The organism is Micropruina sp. (genome assembly GCF_047607385.1).
In the GTDB taxonomy this organism is placed as follows: domain Bacteria; phylum Actinomycetota; class Actinomycetes; order Propionibacteriales; family Propionibacteriaceae; genus Micropruina.
The window spans coordinates 18,896-36,142 of record NZ_JASGDE010000117.1 but is presented as its reverse complement, the minus strand read 5'-3'; the positions used below and the strand labels follow the sequence as shown (position 1 = coordinate 36,142).

Sequence of the window (17,247 nt, the reverse complement as noted above, 5' to 3'; positions counted from 1 at the left end):
TGCCGCTCGCTGAGTTCAGCGAGCGGCAAATAGTTAGGCGAGCGCTGGGTGGCTACCGGGAGAGTCCGTGCAGCTCGGCGGCCAGGTTGGCCCGGGCCCGAGCTTCCCGGCGGGTGCCGGCGGCGGTGTGGTAGATCGGCGCGGCCAACCGGTCGGCGACTCGCCGACGGCGCTGCGCGACCCAGGCGTCCAGGTCCAGCCCGCTTTCGGCGCGCAGGTCGCGCACCGACTCCCGATAGCGCGACGGGGTCGCGCCCAGCACCCACAGGTCGGCATCGCAGACCACCGCGCCGGCGACGTCACCGGGCTCCGGACGGTGTGCCCGGGTGAGCAGGACCAGCCGGGACACCTCCTCGACCAGCCCGGCCTCGACCGAACCGGCGAGCAGGGTGTGCGCGAAAGCCGCCGAGGCGGCCTCGTCGTGCCCGGGCGTCCCGGTGTGCACGGCGTCGTGGAACCACAGCGCCAGCAACTCCGGGACGCCGCCGCCCAGGTCGCTGGCGGCGTCCAGGCATTCGGTCAGGTGCCGCGTGTCGTGGTAGCGCCGGTGCGGCTCGGCCCAGGCGGCCAGTACCGCCGTTGCGGCCGCGTCCAGCCCGGGCAGCGGCCAGCGGCTCAGAAGAGGCTGGTCAGCCATATCGCCAGCCCGGCGCATCCGCTCGCGAACAGCACGCTGACGAAGGTTCCGATGATGAACCGTTCGGCAGCGCCGGTACTGCTCGCCTTGAGTTCGGGGTAGCGGGCGAAGCCCTTGAGCACCATCGCCACCGCCAGCCCCTCGCCGAAACCGGCCAACAGCGTGGCGAAGACCGCCAGCCGTTCCAGCATGCCGATCCACTGGCCGCCCCGCAGCGTGGCCGCCGCCCGGGTCAGTTGGCCGATGCTCTGCTGTGCCGCCTCCGGGTCGCCTTCCAGCTCGCGGGCCGGCGATCGCTCGGCCAGCCGGAACACGGCGAGCACCACCCGGCCCCCGGCGAGTACGCCGATCGCCGCCAGCACGACCACGATCGCCGCCTTCGCGACCGTCAACCAGACCATCACCGAGCCACCCCCATCGCCTCGGCCAGCAGCGATTCGGCCAGCGCCGCACCCAGTTCCGACTCGGCCCGGGCGGCCCGGGCGGCCCGCTGGGAGACCGCGGACGGGCTGATGCCCAGGAGGCGGGCGGCGCTCTTGCCGCTGCCGGTCTCGTCCAGAACGTCCACGATCTCCCATCCCTCCTGGGTGCGGCGGCTGACCAGTGCCCGCAGCATCACCAGAGCCGCCTCGGCTCGCTGCGTGACGGTTTCACCATAGGGACCGGCACCGACAGTTTCGGATCCGACCAGCCGCAGGTTGGCCGGCGCGTTCCGGGCCTCCTCGACCGCGGTCCGGGCGGCCAGGTAGGCCGGCCCACGGGCCTCCCGGGTGGACCCGGGCAGCGGCAGGTCGACCGCGCCCAGGCCGATGCCGATGTGCCAGTCGGAGAGCCGGGTGAGGGCCAGCACCGCACCCACGACGGCGGCCGGGTCGGCGGTGAGCGCCTGCACCTCGTCGCCGGCGGTCCGCTCGAAGGGGAGCACCAGCCGGTCTCCGATCGCGGCGGCGAGAACATCGAGCGCCGCGGGCACCTGATCGGCGGAACGCCTGCTGTTGCGCTGGTCGGCGGTGACCACCGCCCAGCGAGTTAAGCCGTCAAACTTCATCTGCACGGATTCAGTGTGCAGCCTGAATCTGCTCGGCGTCCAGGGTCCCCTGAATCCTCACCCAAAAGGGTTGACTCCTCGGATCAGGGGACGCCGGGGGCCGCTGCCGGACAACCCGCGCCTACAGTGGAAGGGGTTAGAACTGCCCTAGGACAAGGAGCGACACCATGGGTTTCATCGGGTGGATCATCCTCGGCGGCATCGCCGGGTGGATCGCCAGCAAGATCATGAAGACGGACGCCCAGATGGGCATCTTCCTGAACATCATCGTCGGAGTCGTCGGCGGCATGCTGGGCGGCTGGATTCTCGGACTCTTCGGCGTGCAGGGCAGCGGCGGCCTGATCTTCAGCATGCTGACCGCCATCGGCGGCTCGGTGGTGCTGTTGTGGCTGGTCGGCCTGGTCACCGGACGCCGGCGCTGATCCTCTCGCACCGGGCCTGAGCAGGGGCCGGCAACCACACGGTTGCCGGCCCCTCGTCACGTCCGGGGGCTGCGGGTCAGTCCTTCCAGCCCAGCTCGCGGGCGACCGCGACCAGATTCTCGAACAGGTGCGCGTTGTACTCCACGCCGAGCATCGACGGCAGCGCGAACAACACGTAGTCGGCCTCGCTCACCGCCTCGTCGGCCCGCAGATCCTCGGCCACCCGGTCGGGGGAGCCGGCGAAGGTCGGACCGGAGCGGGCGGTTGTGCCGTCCAGGAAGCCGACGCCGTCGCCACCGCCGCCCTCCAGTCCGAAGTAGGAGTGGTCCTCGGCGGTGGTGATCGGGAACACGCTGCGGGTCACCGCCGTCCGGCCGCCCGCCGTGTGCCCGGCAGCGGCGAACGCCGTCCGGTAGTCGCGCACCTGGTCGGCCTGCTGACGGTGGAACGGACGTCCGTCGTCGGCCAGCAGCAGCGTCGAGGAGAGCAGGTTGTAGCCCTGCTCGCCGGCCCACACACCCGTGGCGTGGCTGCCGGAACCCCACCAGATCCGGGCGTTGAGACCGGGGGAGAGGGGCTGGATCGGCAGATCGGGACCGCGTCCGGCAGCGGCGGCGCGATGCGAATGAGCCACCGGTTCGCCGGCGATCGCCCGCCGGAACAGGTCGGCTCGCTGCCGGGTGACACGGGCCCAGTCCTCGCCGTCGGCCAGCCGGTAACCGAAGGCCGCCTGGCCGTCCGCGGCAGATTCGGGGGAGCCCCGGCTGATCCCGAGCTGCAGCCGGCCGGCGCCGATCAGGTCGGTCGCCGCCGCCTCCTCGGCCAGGTACAGCGGGTTCTCGTAACGCAGATCGATCACCCCGGTGCCCACGTCGATGGTGGACGTCCGAGCCGCCATCGCGGCCAGCAGCGGAAAGGGGGAGGCCAGGCTGTGGTCGAAGTGATGGACGCGCAGCCAGGCACCGTCCAGACCGGCGGCCTCGGCGGCGACGGCCAGTTCGATGTGATCGCGCAGCGCGTCACCGGCGGTGCGCACCCGCGACCCGGGGACGTCCCGGTGATGCCCGAAGGACAGGAAGCCGATCTTCTTGGTCACGTCGTCCATCCTCCACCGCCGGCACCGGCCGGTGGAAACCCGGACGCCCGGCTCAGTGCCGCAGGTACCGCCGGAGCCAGCCGTGCAGCGGCCCGGTGAGGACCAGCAGGAACATCGGGTAGTAGCCGAGCGCGGGTGCGGCGATGGTCAGCAGATAGGCCATGGCGAACAGCACCGTGGCGATGGCGTCGGCGAGGATTCCGCTGCGCAGGTTCTCGGCAGGCATGTCGTGCAGCTCCGGATGCCGCAGCGCGTACCAGCCGATCCCGGTCATGGTGATGCTGGTCGCGAACAGCGAACCGATATATAGGGTCTTCTGCACCGGATCGTTGTGCATCTGCCCGACGATCGCGGTGGCCACCGGCAGCCACACGATGGTGAACATCCACACGATGGTGAGCACCAGCAGCCGGCCGTTGACCCGGCGAACGCGGTCGAAGAGCCGGTGGTGACTCAGCCAGAAGGCCGCGATCAACACGAAACTCAGGGCGAAGCTGAGCAGCTGGGCGGCGTTCTCGGCGACCCAGTCGCCGGCGTCGCCCCCTTTCTTCGCCAGTTCGCTGACGCTCTCCATCAGCGGCAGGATCAACAACGTCATGGCGATCGCCACCACCGCGTCGGTGAACGCTTTCAGTCGCTCCGCGGACGCGAATCGCACCGCGGGCTCGTCGGGTGTCGGGTCGGCCGGGTCCGGTCGCTGTGTGGCGTCCATAGCGACATCCTGCGCGCAGGTGACCCTGCTCCGGAACCCTCTGAGCCGCCGGCGGCCCGGCGTCACGGTGTGCGGACAGGGATAGCGGACAGGGGAGCGTGGCCCCGAGGGCGGTCGGAGCGGGGACAATGCGACCATGCAGATGCAGCCGACGCTGGAGACCGAGCGCCTGATCCTGCGACCGCAGGAAGTGAGCGACGCTGCCGTCTTCCGGCGACTGTGGACCGAGCGCGACGTCGGGTACCCCCGCATCGCAGGATCGATCAGGACGGACGCCCGACGCTGGCCGACATCACCGCGCGTATTCGCCAAGCCCGGAAATCCCCCGAACCGGGTTGCTGACCGTGCAGCGCACCAGTGCCGCCGACGTGATCGGATACTGCGGCCTGGTGTTCACCGAGAAGGGGCCGCCCGGCGAACCGGAGTTGGCGTTCGAACTGCTCCAGGCGGTTCACAATCACGGCTATGCGACCGAGGCCGGCCAGGCCGTCATCGCCTGGGCGGAGCAGCTGGGCTGTCGCCGGCTCTGGGCCACCGTGTGGGACTGGAACGTCGCATCGCGCCGACTGCTCGCCACGCTCGGCTTCTGCGAGACGGGCCGCACGGAGCCGGAGACGGTGCACGGGCGGAGTCTGCTGACCGTGCGTGAGTAGTGTTTCCGGACGCGTGCCACAGTGTGCTACGTGGAGACGATCACCCATCGCGAGATGCGCAACCGAAGTGGCGAGATCCTTCGCCGGGTAGAGGCGGGGGAGAGCTTCACGGTGAGCAATAATGGCCGTCCGGTAGCGGTGATCGGCCCGCCACCGGCGGGCGAAGTTCTGGATGAGCTGGTCCGTCGCGGGGAGGCCCGTCCGGCGGCCTCCGGCATTGGTGCGCTGGAAGCCATTCCGTCGGTGGTATTGCCGATCAGCACTCGCGAGCTTCTCGACGACAGCCGTGGACAGTGGTGACCACCTATCTCGATACGTCGGCCGCGATCAAGCTGTTGGTCACCGAGCCCGAATCGGCAGCCCTTCGATCGGAACTCACCTCGTCGCCGCGCCGGCTGGCGGCATCGATGCTGCTGCACACCGAGCTGCATTGTGCGGCGGGACGGAGGCGGGGCCAGATCAGCTCGGCGGCGGTCAATGCCGTGCTGAGCCTGGTGACCCTGGTCGCCGCGGGAACGCACGCCCCATTGCGGTCCAACGACGCCATCCACCTCGCGACCGCACTTCGGCTCGGAGTGGACGAGATGCTCACCTACGATCACGAACTGGCCGCTGCAGCGACAGCGGCGGGCATCGTGGTCGCGACACCGGGTCGGCTGACCTGAAGCCTCCGAGAGCTTCGGTCGATCGGACTGGCCATCGAGAAGACGTTCGATGCGTCAGACCGGGTCGCCGCCGAACCCAGGGCAAGGCACGAGCGTCATAGGTCCAGTACCCGCCGAAGACCCGAGTCAATGGCGTCCATCAGGCTGTTGGGCAGTTCCACGCCGGTGACATCAAGGGCGGCACGGTCGACGGTCATCGGCTGTGAGACGTTGACCACCGAGTCCTTCGGCAAGCCGGACGCTAGCGCCGGGACGAACACGTTGCCCGGGTGTCGCGCAAGCGCCGTGTTGGAGGTGATCGGCAGAACGACGGCCGTCGAGATCCGCGAAGCGTTGTATCGGTCGGACTGCACGATGACAGCCGGTCGCCGCTTGGCCGGGGCGCTGCCCATGGGTTCGCCGAAGTCAACCCAGCACACCTCAGCGCGCCGGATCACCACTCGTCCGACACCTCGCCCAGACGGGCGTTCGCGATGCGACGCCACTCCGCGGACTCCTCGCCAGGTTGCCCGACCGCGTCGATCGCGTCGTCGATCTGCGCCGTCAGCTCCGCACCGGCCAACTCGTCCGCATACTGCTCGGCGGCGCGCCGGTAGAATTCCGACCGGGTCATTCCGTGCTGCTGTGCGATGTGGTCGAAACGCTCTGCGGCGTGGTCCGGGAGGCTGATCGCTGTCTTCATAGGGCAACGGTATAACTTTTCATACCCGGTATCCAGGTACGTCATCGAAGGGAGATTCCGACCTCGTCGGCGACCGCCTCGACCATTCTGGTGAGCCGGGCCGTGCGGGTCGGCATCGAGTGTCGGTAGCTCAGGATCGTCGTCAGTCCCGGGCCGGCGAAGGCCCACGCGCGGGCGCGCAGCCAGGTCGCTTCGTCCGCTCCCGATGCGCGGCGAAGCGCCTCGCGTGCCGGCTGATCGAACAGGCTCCAGGCGTACAGCAGGTCGACCGAACGATCACCGACGCCCAGACCTCCGAAGTCGATGACACCGACCAGCTGCCCATCGGGCCCGACCAGGAGATTCTCGGCGGACAGATCCGTGTGCACCCAGCACGGCGGCGTCGACGCCGGCGGTACGTCACGGAGCTTCTGCCATGCCCGTCGGACCCGGCGGGGGTCGAACAGGTCGGACAGCTCGGACAGCTCCGCGGCCGCGGTCTCGGCCCAGGTGTCGATCGTGTCGGTCACCGGCTCGCCGCAGCGGTATCCCCAACGCTCCGCTCCGGGCCGCTGCCCCTGCGTGTCCACCGTGTGCAGCCCGCGCAGGAACCGGCCGAGATTCTCCGCCAGCGCGGTCTGTTCGTCCGGGCCGAGATCTCCCGGCAGGTCGCCGGGAACCCAGGTGACGACCGTCCAAGGCCGCGGGAACAGTCCGGAGGGCACGCCTTGGTGGACGATGTCAGGGACCGAAACCGGCAGTTCCCGCGCAAGCCGGGGCACCCACCGCGCTTCCTTCGCCAAGTCGTCGGCGTAGGAGTCCGCCCGAGGCAGCCGCGCCGCGTAGTGGTCACCGACGCGAAAGACCCAGTTGCTGCTACCGGTGGTCGGACTCGGGCGAACTCCCTCCGCCGCCAGTTCCGGAACCTGCTCTCGGAGGAGCCGCGCCACCAACCTGGCGTCGGGGCGTTGTTCGTGCTCACCTCCCGCCGTTCCGTCCATAACCGGCAACCTATCGTCGGCGCGCAGACCTATCAGGCTGGTGCGGTGCGGGACGGTCGGCAACGTTGATGGGGGCCACTTCGCGCGACGCCTTGGCGTAGGCTTCAAGCATGAACGAGCCTGGCAGCCGCTTGGACCGGATAACGGTCGACCCGCTGGTCTGCCACGGCGCACCCACTATCCGCGGTATGCGTCTTCGCGTGCAGGACGTCTTGGGGCTGCTCGCGTCCGGCATGACCTATGAGGAGATCCTCGCCGACTACGACGAGCTTGACCGCGACGACATCCTCGCCGTACTGGAGTTCGCTGCTCTTGACGCCATCACCCGTCGTCAACGCGTGGTGGCGTGACTCGGTTTCTGGTTGATCAGCAGCTTCCCAAGACGCTGGCCACCTACTTGACTTGCGACTTCGATAGCCATGGAAGGGCAGTCGGTGACGAAAGTGAAGAAGTACATCTTGTTCGACCACGACGGTGTATTGGTCGACACCGAACAGTGGTACTTCAAGGCAGGGGAGCGCGCGCTGGCCGAGATCGGACTCGTGCTTGACAAGGAGCAATACCTGCTGGACATGGGCCAGGGCGCAGCGACCTGGGCTCAGGCCAAGAGGGCCGGCGTCGACGACCGCACCATCGACGGCGTTCGCCGGGTTCGGGATGCCTATTACCAGGAGTACCTGCGGACCGAGTCGATCGAGGTCGACGGCGTTGTCGATGCCCTCGCCGAACTGTCGCAGTTGGCACGTATGGCGATCGTGACGACGTCAAAACGGGATGACTTCGAGATCATCCACGAGGGACGTCAGATCGTGCAATACATGGACTTCGTGCTCGTCCGCGACGACTACCTGCACGCCAAGCCGCACCCGGAGCCCTACCTGACCGCGCTCGAGCGGTTCGGAGCCGAGAAGGACGAAGCTCTCATCGTCGAAGACTCGTCCAGGGGCTTGCAGTCCGCAGTGGCCGCCGGCATCGACTGTGCGATTGTCTACAACGAGTTCACAAAGTCCCAGGACTTCACGCAAGCTCGGCACCGGATCGCGAGGCTGGCCGACCTGAAGGAGCTGATCCTGCGCTGAGGTGCCGATCGGGGCCGGTTCGATGCCGCCCGGAGTAGGGCAGGTCTGGATGACCGGGCGGGGCTCCTGTCGATCCACTACTGACATAATGCTGCTTATCGGACAATCTCCTGAGGCGCGTCCGAGCCACGGTCAGGGGCCTTCGGTGCCCTCCCGGCCCAGCACAGCGAGATCTGGTTCGGCGTCCGCGCGCCGGGTCTTGATCAGGCTCGCCGTCGTGGCGACGGCGATCGTCACGGCGATGAACAGCAACGAGAACCAGATCGGAATCTCCGGCGCCCAGGCCACCGGCAGGCCGCCGTTGACGAAGGCGAGCTCGTTGACGTGCAGTGCATGCAGCACCAGCTTCACCCCGATGAAGGCAAGGATGACGGCCAGGCCCTGAGCCAGGTAGACCAGTCGTTCCAGCAGGCCGCCGATCAGGAAGTACAGCTGCCGCAGCCCCATCAGCGCGAACGCGTTGGCGGTGAACACGATGTAGGCCTCCTCGGTCAACCCGTAGATGGCCGGGATCGAATCGAGGGCGAAAACCACGTCGATGAATCCGATCGCGATGATCGTCAGCAACATCGGGGTCACCCAGCGCCGTCCGTCCTTGCGCACCGTCAACCGGTCCTCGTGATATTCGTCCGTGACCGGCAGCAGACGCCCGACCAGCCGCATGAAACGACTGTCCGCCGGATTGCCCTCGTGTCCGCCACGCGCCTGCTGATAGGCGAGCACCAGCAGGAAGGCGCCGAACAGGTAGAAGATCCAGGAGAAGTTATCGATCAGCGTGGCGCCCACCGCGATGAAGCCGCCGCGCAGGATGAGCGCGATCACGATGCCGATCATCAGCACCTTCTGCTGGTAGATCCTGGGCACGGCGAAGCCGCTCATCACGATGAGGAAGACGAACAGATTGTCGACCGAGAGCGCCTTCTCGGTGAGATAGCCGGCGAAATATTCTCCGCCGTAGGTCCACCCCGACACCACTCCGATCCCCACGCCGAACAACAGCGCGAGGCCGATGTAGAAGACCGACCAGCGGGCCGACTCGCCGATCGACGGCGCGTGCGGCTTGCGGACGTGAACCACGAACTCGTAGACGAAAAGGGCGGCGGTGACCGCGATGGTCACGATCCATGCGGACGGGGTGACGTGCAAGGGATGCTCCAAACCTGGCGTGATCGAATCGACACCAAGGTCTTCCCCATCCCCGCATCGAGGACCGGTGGCCCGGGATGCATCGAGCATCCGTAGTGACGAGCCGACCGTGCCGGAGTACTCCCCCTGGACCGCACAGTTTACCTGAGGGCGCCGCCGCATCGAGAAGCCGGCGCGGCCAACGCCGCCCCCGCCGCCTCGCATAGGCTCGGAGAATGGTCCGCATCCGTCCGCGCGACACCGGCCGATGAGTTCACCGTCCACCCCGGTCACCCTGGCGGACATCCTGCGCGGACGCCGCGGGCGCTTCCTGGCCGCACTGATGCTGGCCGAGTTCGCCGCCGCCATGCAGGGCATCGCCTACAGCACCGTGTTGCCGGTGATCGCCCGCGACCTGGACGGCTTCGCCCTGTTCGGCGCCACCCTGGCGGCCGGCCAGGTGGCGGCGGTGCTGATGCTGTCGTTCGCGGCGCCGATCCTGCAGCGGGTGCGGCCGCTGCGGATCCTGCTGGTGGCGACCGCCCTGTACGTGGCCGGCGCCGCGCTGGCGGTGCTCGCCCCGGCGATGAGCTGGGTGCTCGCCGGAGCGGCCGTCCGCGGCATCGCCGCCGGGCTGTTCGGCGGGTTCGGAATGGGCGCCATCGGCACCCTGTTCGACGAGCGCGAACGGCCCCGGGTGTTCGGCCTGTTCGCACTGATCTGGTTGCTGCCCTCGGTGATCGGCCCACCGCTCAACGCGGTGATCACCGACTGGGTGGACTGGCGCTGGGCGCTCGGCTGGCCGGCCGTCCTGGTGGTGCTGGCCCGGCTGCTGATGGGCGCCACCATCGCGGCGGTGCCCTGGGAGCCGGACGCGTCCCGGACGCCGGTCAGCGCCGGCGTCGGCGTCGCGGTCGCCGCCGGTCTCGTCCTCGGCGCCATCGGATCGGCCCAGCCACAGGGCTGGGGGGTGCTCGCCCTGGTGCTCGGCGTGATCGCGACCGCCGTAGCCATCGCCGTATTCCTGGTTCGCGGACTGCCCGGTCGGGCGCGTGGGCTGGTGTCCTTCGGGTTGCTCTGCGCGGCCTTCTTCGGCGTCTACGAGCTGCTGTCGCTGGCCCTGATCGAGGGTCTGGGCTCGACGGTGCTGGTGGCGTCCGCCGCACTCACCGGCGGCCTGGTGAGCTGGTCGCTGGTCGGGCTGCGCCCGCGTCCGGACGCCCGCCCCGACCGCGCCGCGGTCGGCACCGCCCTGGTGGTCGTGGCCTTCGCCGGGCTGATCGGCGGGCTCTGGCTGGGCGGCGGCACCGGCGTGGTGCTGGTGATCGCCGGAGCGGTGCTCGCCGGACTGGGCATGGGTGCCGCCTATCCCCTGCTCAGCTCCGAACCGTTCGACACCGGGGCACCGGCGGGCACCGTCGGAACCCTGATCGCGTTCGCCGAGACCGCTGCGACAGCCTGGGTCGCCCTGCTGGCCGGTGGCGCCTACTCGGCGCTGCACGGCCTGGGCTGGGCTCCCGCCCTTGCCCTGCAGGCGGTCTTCGGGTTGCTGGCGGTGATCGCGGTGGCGGCCTTCGTCAGCACCGCCGGACGCCGGCGCCGCGCCGATTGAGCCGCGTCCGACTCAATCGAGGCAGAACTCGTTGCCCTCCGGATCGCGCATCACGATGAAGCCGCCGCTCAGGAACGGCACCGGCTCGAAACGCTGCACCCGGGTGGCGCCCAGCTCGACCAGCCGATCGCACTCCTGCTCCAGCGCGGCCAGCCGCTCCTCCCCCACCAGCCCCGGCGCCGCCCGGACGTCGAGGTGCACGCGGTTCTTCGCCTGCTTGTCCTCCGGCACCTGCTGGAAGAAGATCCGCGGACCGCGTCCGTCCGGGTCGACCAGCGCGGAACTGGAATTGCGCTGTTCCGGCGGCACCTGGGCCCGCTCCAGGAAGTCGTCCCAGGCGGCCAGCGGGTCGGCGCCCGCGGGCAGTTCCACGCCGGGTGGGCTGGGATGGACGTAGCCGAGGGTGTCGCGCCAGAAGATCGACAGCGCCCGGGGATCGTGACAATCGACGGTGACCTGGAACTCAAGACTCATTCGCCGATACTAGAACACAGTTTCGATTATCGCCAGGGCTCGGGCGTTCTTTCTCGGGAAACCGATGATCGGTCGCCGGCTCACCGCTGACCGGCGAGAACCGCCCAGCCGTGCGGCGCGACGCGTCCGCCGCCCCGGCCGGTCTCGGGATCGGCGGCCACGATCGGTGCCTGCTGGTCGATCGGGAGCGGCCGATCGGCGAGATTCAGCGCCAGGTCCAGATGATCCGCGCCGTGCTCGACCCGGAGCAGGTACTGCTCGTTGGCCAGCTGCAGGGTGCTGCTCACCGCCCGATGCAGCCACGGGTGGCGACGGCGCAGCCCGATCAGCTGCTGGTGCAGCCGGTAGATCGCGGGGTCGGCGGCGCTCAGATCGGCGGGTCCGCCGGGCGGGAACTCCGGCCGGATCGCGTCGTCACCGCCGACCCGTTCCTCCTTGACGGCACGGAAGGCGTACTCGTCGCCGGCGTAGACGGTGGGGGTTCCGCCGAGCATGGCGAGCAGCAGCACCGCGTGCGGCAGGTGCCGGGGATCGGCGATCCGGCTGGCGATCCGGGTCACGTCGTGATTGCCGATGAAGGTCGCCGGGACGAAGTCGGCGAGCATGGCGTTGTGCCGGCGCAGCGCCCAGTCCAGTTCGTAGAAGTTGCGGTCGTCGATCGACGACCAGATCGCCTTCCACAGCTCGTACTGGGTGGTCGTGTCGACGGTGCTGTCCCGGACGAACCCCGCGTAGTCGCCGTGCAGCACCTCGGCCTCGAACCAGACCGCCGGATGGGTGGCCCGGACCTGCGGCAGCACGCTGGCCCAGAAGCTCCGGGGCACCGCATAGGCGGCGTCCAGTCGCCAGGCGTCCGCGCCCCGGTCCAGCCAGTGCCTCATGATGTCGACGACCCAGGCCTGCACGTCGGGGTTGTCGTGATTGAGCGCCACCAGCTGCTCGTGCCCTTCGAAGGTCGCCAACTCGACCCGGTCCGCGGCGTCGCCGACCACCCGGAACCAGCGGGACGCCTCGCCGTCGCGTCCCTCGCGCAGCGCCGCCTGGACGAGCGGATGGTTCCGGCCGACGTGGTTGAACACCCCGTCCAGCTGGACCCGCAGCCCGCGCCGGTGCGCCTCGGCGACCAGGTCGTCGAAATCGGCCTGCTCCCCCAGCCGCGGGTCCAGCCGGAAGTGGTCGAGGGTGTCGTAGCCGTGCCCTTCCGCGGCGAAGATCGGGCCGAGCGCGATCCCGGACGCGCCGAGTTCGGCGACATGGTCGAGCCAGCCGATGATCCTGCGCAGCCGATGCTCATCCGGCCGGGCCGGATGCTCGCCGGGAGGGAAGGCGCCGACGAACCCCAGCGGGTACAGCCGCCACCAGATCGCGTACTGCACCCATCCCGGTTCGTTGCGCTCCATGCTCACTGATCCCCTATCCGTTCGATGATTCGCGCCGGCGTGGCCGGTTCGGTCGCGGCCGGCCCGCCGGTGGCGTCCAGCCAACGATCTCGCAACGCCCCGTCCGCCGCCAGCGCCCGCGGCCGCCTGCACGCCCCGCTACTCGAACAGGATGTACTCCGGCTGAGGCTTCAACCCCAGCACCTCGGCGGCCGTCATCAACCGCTTGCCGGTGGCGACGTCCTCGGTGAAGAACAGCTTGAAGCCGGCATGCACGAACGAGGGCCGGGTACGCATCACTGCGCGGAAGGTCGCCACCTTCGCGCCGGGCGAGCCGATGCCGTCCACCGCGTTGATGTAGACCAGGCCTGGCTGCTGCTTCAGATCCTTGGGCTGCTTCACGATGCTGACGTGCAGCTGGTGGAACAGCATCACCTTCTCCGGCAGGTTGTTGGCCGTGGTCAACCCGGAGAGATACGTCGCGACATCGTTCAGATCCTTGCCTGCGGTGCTGCCGAAGACCCGGCCCGGCACCTGACCCTTGCCGACCGCCCATTCCGGGTCGAGCGCCACACCGACGTCGGGGTACTTCAGCCACTTCTCGAAGTGCTTCACCTCGTCGATGAACCGGGCCCGGCCCGGCTGGATGTTGAGCAGCAACAACGCCCGGTGCTCGGTCGCGACGTCATGCCAGCGCTTGATCACCGACTCCGGCGCACGCGTCCGGTACATGCCGTCGGCGCCCGGCGAGCCATGCACCGTGACCGCGATCAGCTCCATCACCGGCAACAGCTCGCGGCCGCCCCGCCAGGCCCGGCCGCGTTGCTCGATCTCGTTCATCCTGGCTTCCAGGTCGCCGGTTCCCAGCCGGCCCTGGCCCGGCGCGCCCGGATAGCCGGCATAGCCGAACAGCCGGTACCGCGGGAACAGCTCCCGGCCGCCTCGGGGCAGCTCGGACGCGGCGGGCGCCGTCGCCGGGCTGGGTGTTCCGGACGGCGGCACGGTCGTGGCACTCCCCGGCCGTGCCGGTGGCGTGCTGGACGCGGAGGGCGGGCCGGACGAGGTCAGCGCCGTGGGCGGAACCAGGCTGCAGCCGGTCAGCAGCATGCCCGCGGCGAGGGCGCCGAGGGCGGACCTGACGAAGCGGTGGGTGGACATCGGTCCAGTGTCCCAACCGATGCGGGCGTGCCGGAGCACCGGTGCCGGCCGCGCCGCCGATCAACCGTCTCTCGGCGGGCTCAGTTCGCCTGGCGCAGCACGATCTCGACCCGGCGGTTCTTCTGCTTGCCCGCATCGGAGCCGTTGGACGCGATCGGCTTGGTCTCGCCGAGGCCGGTGATGGTCATCCGGCCCTTCGCGACACCCCCGCCGGCCAGAGCATCGGCGACCGCGTTCGCCCGCCGTGTCGACAGGTCCTTGTTGTAGTCGGCCGCGCCGCTGTTGTCGGTGTGGCCGTTGACCCCGATCTTGGCCTTGTTGAAGTGGTTCAGCAGTTCCGCGACCCGGGTCAGGGTGGCGTTCGCGTCCGGACGCAGGTCGGCGGAGTTGTAGTCGAACAGCACGGTCTCCGGCAGCGTCAGGGTCCAGCCGTCGGGCGTCCGCTTGGCACCCATCTCCTCCAGCGTCCGCTCGGCCTTCTCCGCCGCCGTCGGATCCTCGGCGGTGTTGGCACCAGTAGAGGCGCCCTTCACGAAGGTGCGCACCGGGCCGAGCTCCACATCGGTGGACAGCGGACCGGTGACCACGTCGAGGGCGCCGACGCTGGCCGCGGGAGACGGTGTCGGCGACCCGGACGGGACGGGCGACTCGGGAGCCAGTTCGGGCACGGCGATCGGCTCGGGAGCGGGCTGCTCGAGCTGGCCCAGCGTCGCTTCCGGGGCGGGCGGGTTGGGGTCCGCTGCCGGGATGGCCAGCTTGGTCCGCAGCGGCGAGTCCCAGGACGCCCCGACGCTGAACTCCAGCGAGGTGACGTCGGCCGGGACCGCTCCGAGGAAGACGAAGGTGACGTCCATCGTCCCTTTCGCCTTCAGCGTGAGGAGTCCCGCGGCCGACTCCACACTCGGGTACTCGCGCGCGGACGGATCGACCAGTTTCGGGTAGCGCAGCTCGAAGGCGGACTTCCCGCCCTTGAGCTTGGCGTGCACCTGCACCCGGTCGTCCAGGACGTCCACCCGGTCGATGGTCAGCTTGGCGCCGCTCCGCTTGTGGGTGAGTTTGCGGGCCGGGTTCAGGATCACCGGATCGCGGACCAGGCTGCCCGCGATCGCTTCGGCGGGCGAATCCTGATGCGTCGGCAGCTCGACCTCGACCGGGTCGAAATTGTTGTGGCCGGCCAGATAGACCTGGAGCGTCTTGGTGTCCGGCTTCAGCTCGCCGAGGAAGCGCAGTGTGCCTGCGATCCGGCCGTAGGCGGGGTGTTCCTCGGAGGCGCCGGCGAGAAGCTGGTGCACGGTGCCGTCCGGCTCGACCAGCTTGCAGCTGCTGCGGTTGAAGCCAAAGCCGCAGATTCCCGTCCGATACAGCGCACCGTTCCAGCCGTGGAAGGTGACCTCGGTCACCATGCCGGCGGTTCTGATGGTGTCGAGGACGGCGCCGTGGAGCCCGTTGGACAGCACCGGCGCGGCCAGGCCCACCTGGCGCAGCGCCGCCGGCCGCCACACCGTGGTGCCGTCGGCACTGGGCAGCGGCACGGTCATCGACACGTCCTCCCACTTCACCGTCACTGACGTGGGGGACGTCTCGGGAAGGCGTCCCTCGACGGCCATCGTCGCGGTCGAGTTCGGCGCGATCGTCCGGTCCGCACGATCCTTCACCTGCAGGGACACGCCGTCGTTGGTGGTGATGTTGAACTTCGGCCATGCCACCCGGACCGGCCAGGAGGAGTCGCCGACGGCCATGGTCAGACCCAGCCGGATCTGCTGACCCAGCCGCCGGACGGCGTCCACCCGCATCGACACCGGCTGGCCGCTCGCCGAGGGGGCTGGATCGGACGAGACGGTCACCCCGGGCGGCACCGCACCGCCGGCCGTCGACCCGGGTGGGGCCGACTCGGACGGGCCTGGCGTGCAGGCGGTGAGCAGCAACAGCGCTGAGGCCAGCGAGGCCCCCAGCAGGACACGGGTAAAGCGATGCACGACAACGATCCTGTCAGGATGGCGGGCCGTCCGAAGCAGAACGGCCCGGACGCGCCAGACCGGGCCCGGAGAACCGGACCCGGTCGGACGCGGGTGGTACGGAATCAGAAGTTGATCATGTGGCCGGCGATGCCCTCGACGGCTTCCTTCAGCGCCTCCGACAGGGTCGGGTGCGCGTGGATGTTGCGGCCCACCTCGTCGGCGGTCAGGTCCCACTGCTGGGCCAGGGTCAGCTCGGGCAGCAGCTCGGTGACGTCGGGGCCGATCATGTGGGCGCCGAGGATCTCGTTGTGCTCGGCGTCGGCGATCACCTTGACGAAGCCGGTGGCGTCGCCCAGGCCGTGCGCCTTGCCGTTCGCGCTGAACGGGAATTTGGCGACCTTGACGTCGTAGCCGCGGTCCTTGGCCTGCTGCTCGGTGTAGCCGAAAGAGCCGATCTGCGGCTGGCAGTAGGTGGCCCGCGGGATCATGTCGTAGTTGATCGGCATGGTCTCGGCGCCGACGATCGTCTCGGCCGCGACCACACCCTGAGCCTCGGCGGTGTGCGCCAGCGCCAGCTTCATGGTCACGTCGCCGATGGCGTAGATGCCGGGCACGTTGGTGCGCATGTAGTCGTCGATCTTGATCGCGCCCCGCTCGGTGAGCTCGACGCCGAGCTTCTCCAGCCCGTAGCCCTGGGTGCGCGGCGCGAACCCGATGGACTGCAGCACCCGGTCGGCCTCCAGCACCTTGCTGGCGCCGCCGTTGGCCGGGCTGACCGTGACCTTCACGTTGGAGCCGGTGTCCTCGATAGCCTCGACCTTGGTGGAGGTGAGCACCTCGATGCCGAGCTTCTTGTAGGCCTTGGCCAGTTCGCGGGAGATCTCCGGGTCTTCCAGCGGCACCATCCGGTCGAGGAACTCGACGATGGTGACCTTCACGCCGTAGTTGGACAGCACGTAGGCGAACTCGGTGCCGATCGCGCCGGAGCCGCAGATGATGATCGAGGCCGGCAGGTTGTCGGAGAGGATCTGCTCCTCGTAGGTGAACACGCGAGCGCTGCGCGTCGTGCCCGGGATCATCCGGGTGGTGGAACCGGCGGCGATGATGCAGTTGTCGAAGGTGATCACCTCGGTGCCGGAATCGGTGGCGACCTCGATCGACTTGGCGTCGACGAAGGTGCCCCAACCGTTGTACTCGGTGATCTTGTTCTTCTTCATCAGGTAATGGATGCCGCCGACCATCCGGTTCGATACCTCGCGGCTGCGCGAGAAGGCCTTGCCGAAGTTGAAGCTGACCTCGCCCTCGATGCCGAAGAAGTCCTTCTCGTGGGTGAAGATGTGGGCCAGTTCCGCGTTGCGGAGCAGGGACTTGGTCGGGATGCAGCCGACGTTGAGGCAGACGCCGCCCCACCACTGCTTTTCGATGATGGCCACCTTCTGGCCAAGCTGTGCGGCGCGGATGGCGGCCACATAGCCACCGGGCCCCGCTCCCAGGACAACGACGTCGAAGTGTGCGCTCATGGGCAGCACCCTAGTGGACGCCTTCGACAGTTTTCAGCCCACCCACC

Annotated in this window: 21 protein-coding genes; 7 read left to right on the top strand and 14 right to left on the bottom strand. The window is 69.2% G+C overall.

Going from position 1 to position 17,247, the window contains the following annotated elements:
• Positions 1 to 52: 52 nt before the first annotated feature.
• Genes QM582_RS10475 through QM582_RS10465 form a run of 3 tightly spaced genes read right to left on the bottom strand, consistent with a single transcriptional unit; the run spans position 53 to position 1,691 of the window.
• Positions 53 to 637 (bottom strand): hypothetical protein, encoded by a 585-nt coding sequence (locus QM582_RS10475; RefSeq protein WP_415084178.1) that lies wholly within the window; start codon positions 635 to 637, stop codon positions 53 to 55.
• A complete protein-coding gene (locus QM582_RS10470; protein ID WP_415084176.1) occupies positions 616 to 1,038 on the bottom strand; it encodes a hypothetical protein in 423 nt (140 codons plus the stop codon). The genes QM582_RS10475 and QM582_RS10470 overlap by 22 nt, the downstream gene beginning before the upstream one ends.
• Positions 1,038 to 1,691, bottom strand: a complete 654-nt coding sequence (locus QM582_RS10465; protein WP_415084174.1) for a hypothetical protein — start codon at positions 1,689 to 1,691, stop codon at positions 1,038 to 1,040. The genes QM582_RS10470 and QM582_RS10465 overlap by 1 nt, the downstream gene beginning before the upstream one ends.
• A 161-nt stretch (positions 1,692 to 1,852) precedes the next feature.
• On the opposite strand from QM582_RS10465, the gene QM582_RS10460 reads away from it, so the two are divergent.
• Positions 1,853 to 2,107: a GlsB/YeaQ/YmgE family stress response membrane protein gene (locus QM582_RS10460; protein ID WP_415084173.1), complete on the top strand. Its 255-nt coding sequence runs from the start codon at positions 1,853 to 1,855 to the stop codon at positions 2,105 to 2,107.
• A gap of 76 nt (positions 2,108 to 2,183) precedes the next feature.
• On the opposite strand, the gene QM582_RS10455 is transcribed toward QM582_RS10460, so the two are convergent.
• Both QM582_RS10455 and QM582_RS10450 read right to left on the bottom strand, forming a co-directional pair.
• Positions 2,184 to 3,203, bottom strand: a complete 1,020-nt coding sequence (locus tag QM582_RS10455) for an LLM class flavin-dependent oxidoreductase (RefSeq protein ID WP_415084171.1) — start codon at positions 3,201 to 3,203, stop codon at positions 2,184 to 2,186.
• A 52-nt stretch (positions 3,204 to 3,255) separates the two neighbouring features.
• Complete coding sequence (locus tag QM582_RS10450) at positions 3,256 to 3,915, bottom strand: TMEM175 family protein (RefSeq protein WP_415084169.1); 660 nt, start codon at positions 3,913 to 3,915, stop codon at positions 3,256 to 3,258.
• 344 nt (positions 3,916 to 4,259) lie between these two features.
• On the opposite strand from QM582_RS10450, the gene QM582_RS10445 reads away from it, so the two are divergent.
• The 3 genes from QM582_RS10445 to QM582_RS10435 are packed head-to-tail and all read left to right on the top strand — an operon-like array spanning position 4,260 to position 5,233.
• Positions 4,260 to 4,568: a GNAT family N-acetyltransferase gene (locus tag QM582_RS10445; RefSeq protein ID WP_415084179.1), complete on the top strand. Its 309-nt coding sequence runs from the start codon at positions 4,260 to 4,262 to the stop codon at positions 4,566 to 4,568.
• A gap of 30 nt (positions 4,569 to 4,598) precedes the next feature.
• On the top strand, positions 4,599 to 4,868 hold the full coding sequence (locus tag QM582_RS10440) for a type II toxin-antitoxin system Phd/YefM family antitoxin (RefSeq protein WP_415084168.1): 270 nt from the start codon (positions 4,599 to 4,601) through the stop codon (positions 4,866 to 4,868).
• Positions 4,865 to 5,233, top strand: coding sequence for a type II toxin-antitoxin system VapC family toxin (locus tag QM582_RS10435; protein ID WP_415084166.1), 369 nt, complete (start codon positions 4,865 to 4,867; stop codon positions 5,231 to 5,233). The genes QM582_RS10440 and QM582_RS10435 overlap by 4 nt, the downstream gene beginning before the upstream one ends.
• 95 nt (positions 5,234 to 5,328) lie before the next feature.
• Here QM582_RS10435 and QM582_RS10430 read toward each other — a convergent pair whose 3' ends face one another.
• From QM582_RS10430 to QM582_RS10420, 3 genes are read right to left on the bottom strand one after another with little or no spacing between them, the layout of a single operon-like run.
• Entirely contained in the window at positions 5,329 to 5,673 is a 345-nt protein-coding gene (locus QM582_RS10430) for a type II toxin-antitoxin system PemK/MazF family toxin (protein WP_415084164.1), read from the bottom strand.
• Entirely contained in the window at positions 5,667 to 5,915 is a 249-nt protein-coding gene (locus tag QM582_RS10425; protein ID WP_415084163.1) for a CopG family transcriptional regulator, read from the bottom strand. The genes QM582_RS10430 and QM582_RS10425 overlap by 7 nt, the downstream gene beginning before the upstream one ends.
• Positions 5,916 to 5,956: 41 nt before the next feature.
• Complete coding sequence (locus QM582_RS10420) at positions 5,957 to 6,958, bottom strand: aminoglycoside phosphotransferase family protein (RefSeq protein ID WP_415084162.1); 1,002 nt, start codon at positions 6,956 to 6,958, stop codon at positions 5,957 to 5,959.
• Positions 6,959 to 7,005: 47 nt separating this feature from the next.
• Between QM582_RS10420 and QM582_RS10415 the strand changes: the two genes are divergently transcribed.
• Positions 7,006 to 7,245 (top strand): DUF433 domain-containing protein, encoded by a 240-nt coding sequence (locus tag QM582_RS10415; protein ID WP_415084160.1) that lies wholly within the window; start codon positions 7,006 to 7,008, stop codon positions 7,243 to 7,245.
• A gap of 93 nt (positions 7,246 to 7,338) precedes the next feature.
• On the top strand, positions 7,339 to 7,974 hold the full coding sequence (locus QM582_RS10410; protein WP_415084158.1) for an HAD family hydrolase: 636 nt from the start codon (positions 7,339 to 7,341) through the stop codon (positions 7,972 to 7,974).
• Positions 7,975 to 8,106: 132 nt separating this feature from the next.
• Here the strand turns inward: QM582_RS10410 and QM582_RS10405 are convergent, their stop codons facing one another.
• A complete protein-coding gene (locus QM582_RS10405) occupies positions 8,107 to 9,393 on the bottom strand; it encodes a TerC family protein (RefSeq protein ID WP_415084156.1) in 1,287 nt (428 codons plus the stop codon).
• Between QM582_RS10405 and QM582_RS10400 the strand changes: the two genes are divergently transcribed.
• Complete coding sequence (locus QM582_RS10400) at positions 9,368 to 10,711, top strand: MFS transporter (protein WP_415084154.1); 1,344 nt, start codon at positions 9,368 to 9,370, stop codon at positions 10,709 to 10,711. The two genes, QM582_RS10405 and QM582_RS10400, sit on opposite strands and share 26 nt — an antisense overlap.
• 12 nt (positions 10,712 to 10,723) lie before the next feature.
• Here QM582_RS10400 and QM582_RS10395 read toward each other — a convergent pair whose 3' ends face one another.
• The 5 genes from QM582_RS10395 to lpdA form a co-directional block, all read right to left on the bottom strand.
• Positions 10,724 to 11,185, bottom strand: a complete 462-nt coding sequence (locus QM582_RS10395; RefSeq protein ID WP_415084153.1) for a VOC family protein — start codon at positions 11,183 to 11,185, stop codon at positions 10,724 to 10,726.
• A gap of 80 nt (positions 11,186 to 11,265) precedes the next feature.
• Positions 11,266 to 12,585: an alpha-amylase family protein gene (locus tag QM582_RS10390; protein ID WP_415084151.1), complete on the bottom strand. Its 1,320-nt coding sequence runs from the start codon at positions 12,583 to 12,585 to the stop codon at positions 11,266 to 11,268.
• Positions 12,586 to 12,723: 138 nt separating this feature from the next.
• Positions 12,724 to 13,722 (bottom strand): hypothetical protein, encoded by a 999-nt coding sequence (locus QM582_RS10385; protein WP_415084150.1) that lies wholly within the window; start codon positions 13,720 to 13,722, stop codon positions 12,724 to 12,726.
• An 80-nt stretch (positions 13,723 to 13,802) separates the two neighbouring features.
• Positions 13,803 to 15,698 carry an OmpA family protein gene (locus tag QM582_RS10380; protein WP_415084149.1) on the bottom strand — a complete coding sequence of 632 codons (1,896 nt, stop codon included), beginning with the start codon at positions 15,696 to 15,698 and terminating at the stop codon, positions 13,803 to 13,805.
• Between the two features lie 104 nt (positions 15,699 to 15,802).
• The gene (gene lpdA / locus QM582_RS10375; protein WP_415084147.1) at positions 15,803 to 17,200 is read right to left on the bottom strand and encodes a dihydrolipoyl dehydrogenase; all 1,398 of its coding nucleotides are present in this window, start codon (positions 17,198 to 17,200) and stop codon (positions 15,803 to 15,805) included.
• Between the last annotated feature and the right edge of the window lie 47 nt (positions 17,201 to 17,247).

What these genes read in the sequence shown, in the direction of transcription:
- QM582_RS10460 (WP_415084173.1), top strand. Translation starts at nt 1,853, where the DNA reads ATGGGTTTCATCGGGTGGATCATCCTCGGCGGCATCGCCGGGTGGATC.
- QM582_RS10415 (WP_415084160.1), top strand. Translation starts at nt 7,006, where the DNA reads ATGAACGAGCCTGGCAGCCGCTTGGACCGGATAACGGTCGACCCGCTG.
- QM582_RS10395 (WP_415084153.1), bottom strand. Translation starts at nt 11,185, where the DNA reads ATGAGTCTTGAGTTCCAGGTCACCGTCGATTGTCACGATCCCCGGGCG.
- QM582_RS10475 (WP_415084178.1), bottom strand. Translation starts at nt 637, where the DNA reads ATGGCTGACCAGCCTCTTCTGAGCCGCTGGCCGCTGCCCGGGCTGGAC.
- QM582_RS10470 (WP_415084176.1), bottom strand. Translation starts at nt 1,038, where the DNA reads ATGGTCTGGTTGACGGTCGCGAAGGCGGCGATCGTGGTCGTGCTGGCG.
- QM582_RS10450 (WP_415084169.1), bottom strand. Translation starts at nt 3,915, where the DNA reads ATGGACGCCACACAGCGACCGGACCCGGCCGACCCGACACCCGACGAG.
- QM582_RS10385 (WP_415084150.1), bottom strand. Translation starts at nt 13,722, where the DNA reads ATGTCCACCCACCGCTTCGTCAGGTCCGCCCTCGGCGCCCTCGCCGCG.
- QM582_RS10425 (WP_415084163.1), bottom strand. Translation starts at nt 5,915, where the DNA reads ATGAAGACAGCGATCAGCCTCCCGGACCACGCCGCAGAGCGTTTCGAC.
- QM582_RS10400 (WP_415084154.1), top strand. Translation starts at nt 9,368, where the DNA reads ATGAGTTCACCGTCCACCCCGGTCACCCTGGCGGACATCCTGCGCGGA.
- lpdA (WP_415084147.1), bottom strand. Translation starts at nt 17,200, where the DNA reads ATGAGCGCACACTTCGACGTCGTTGTCCTGGGAGCGGGGCCCGGTGGC.
- QM582_RS10390 (WP_415084151.1), bottom strand. Translation starts at nt 12,585, where the DNA reads ATGGAGCGCAACGAACCGGGATGGGTGCAGTACGCGATCTGGTGGCGG.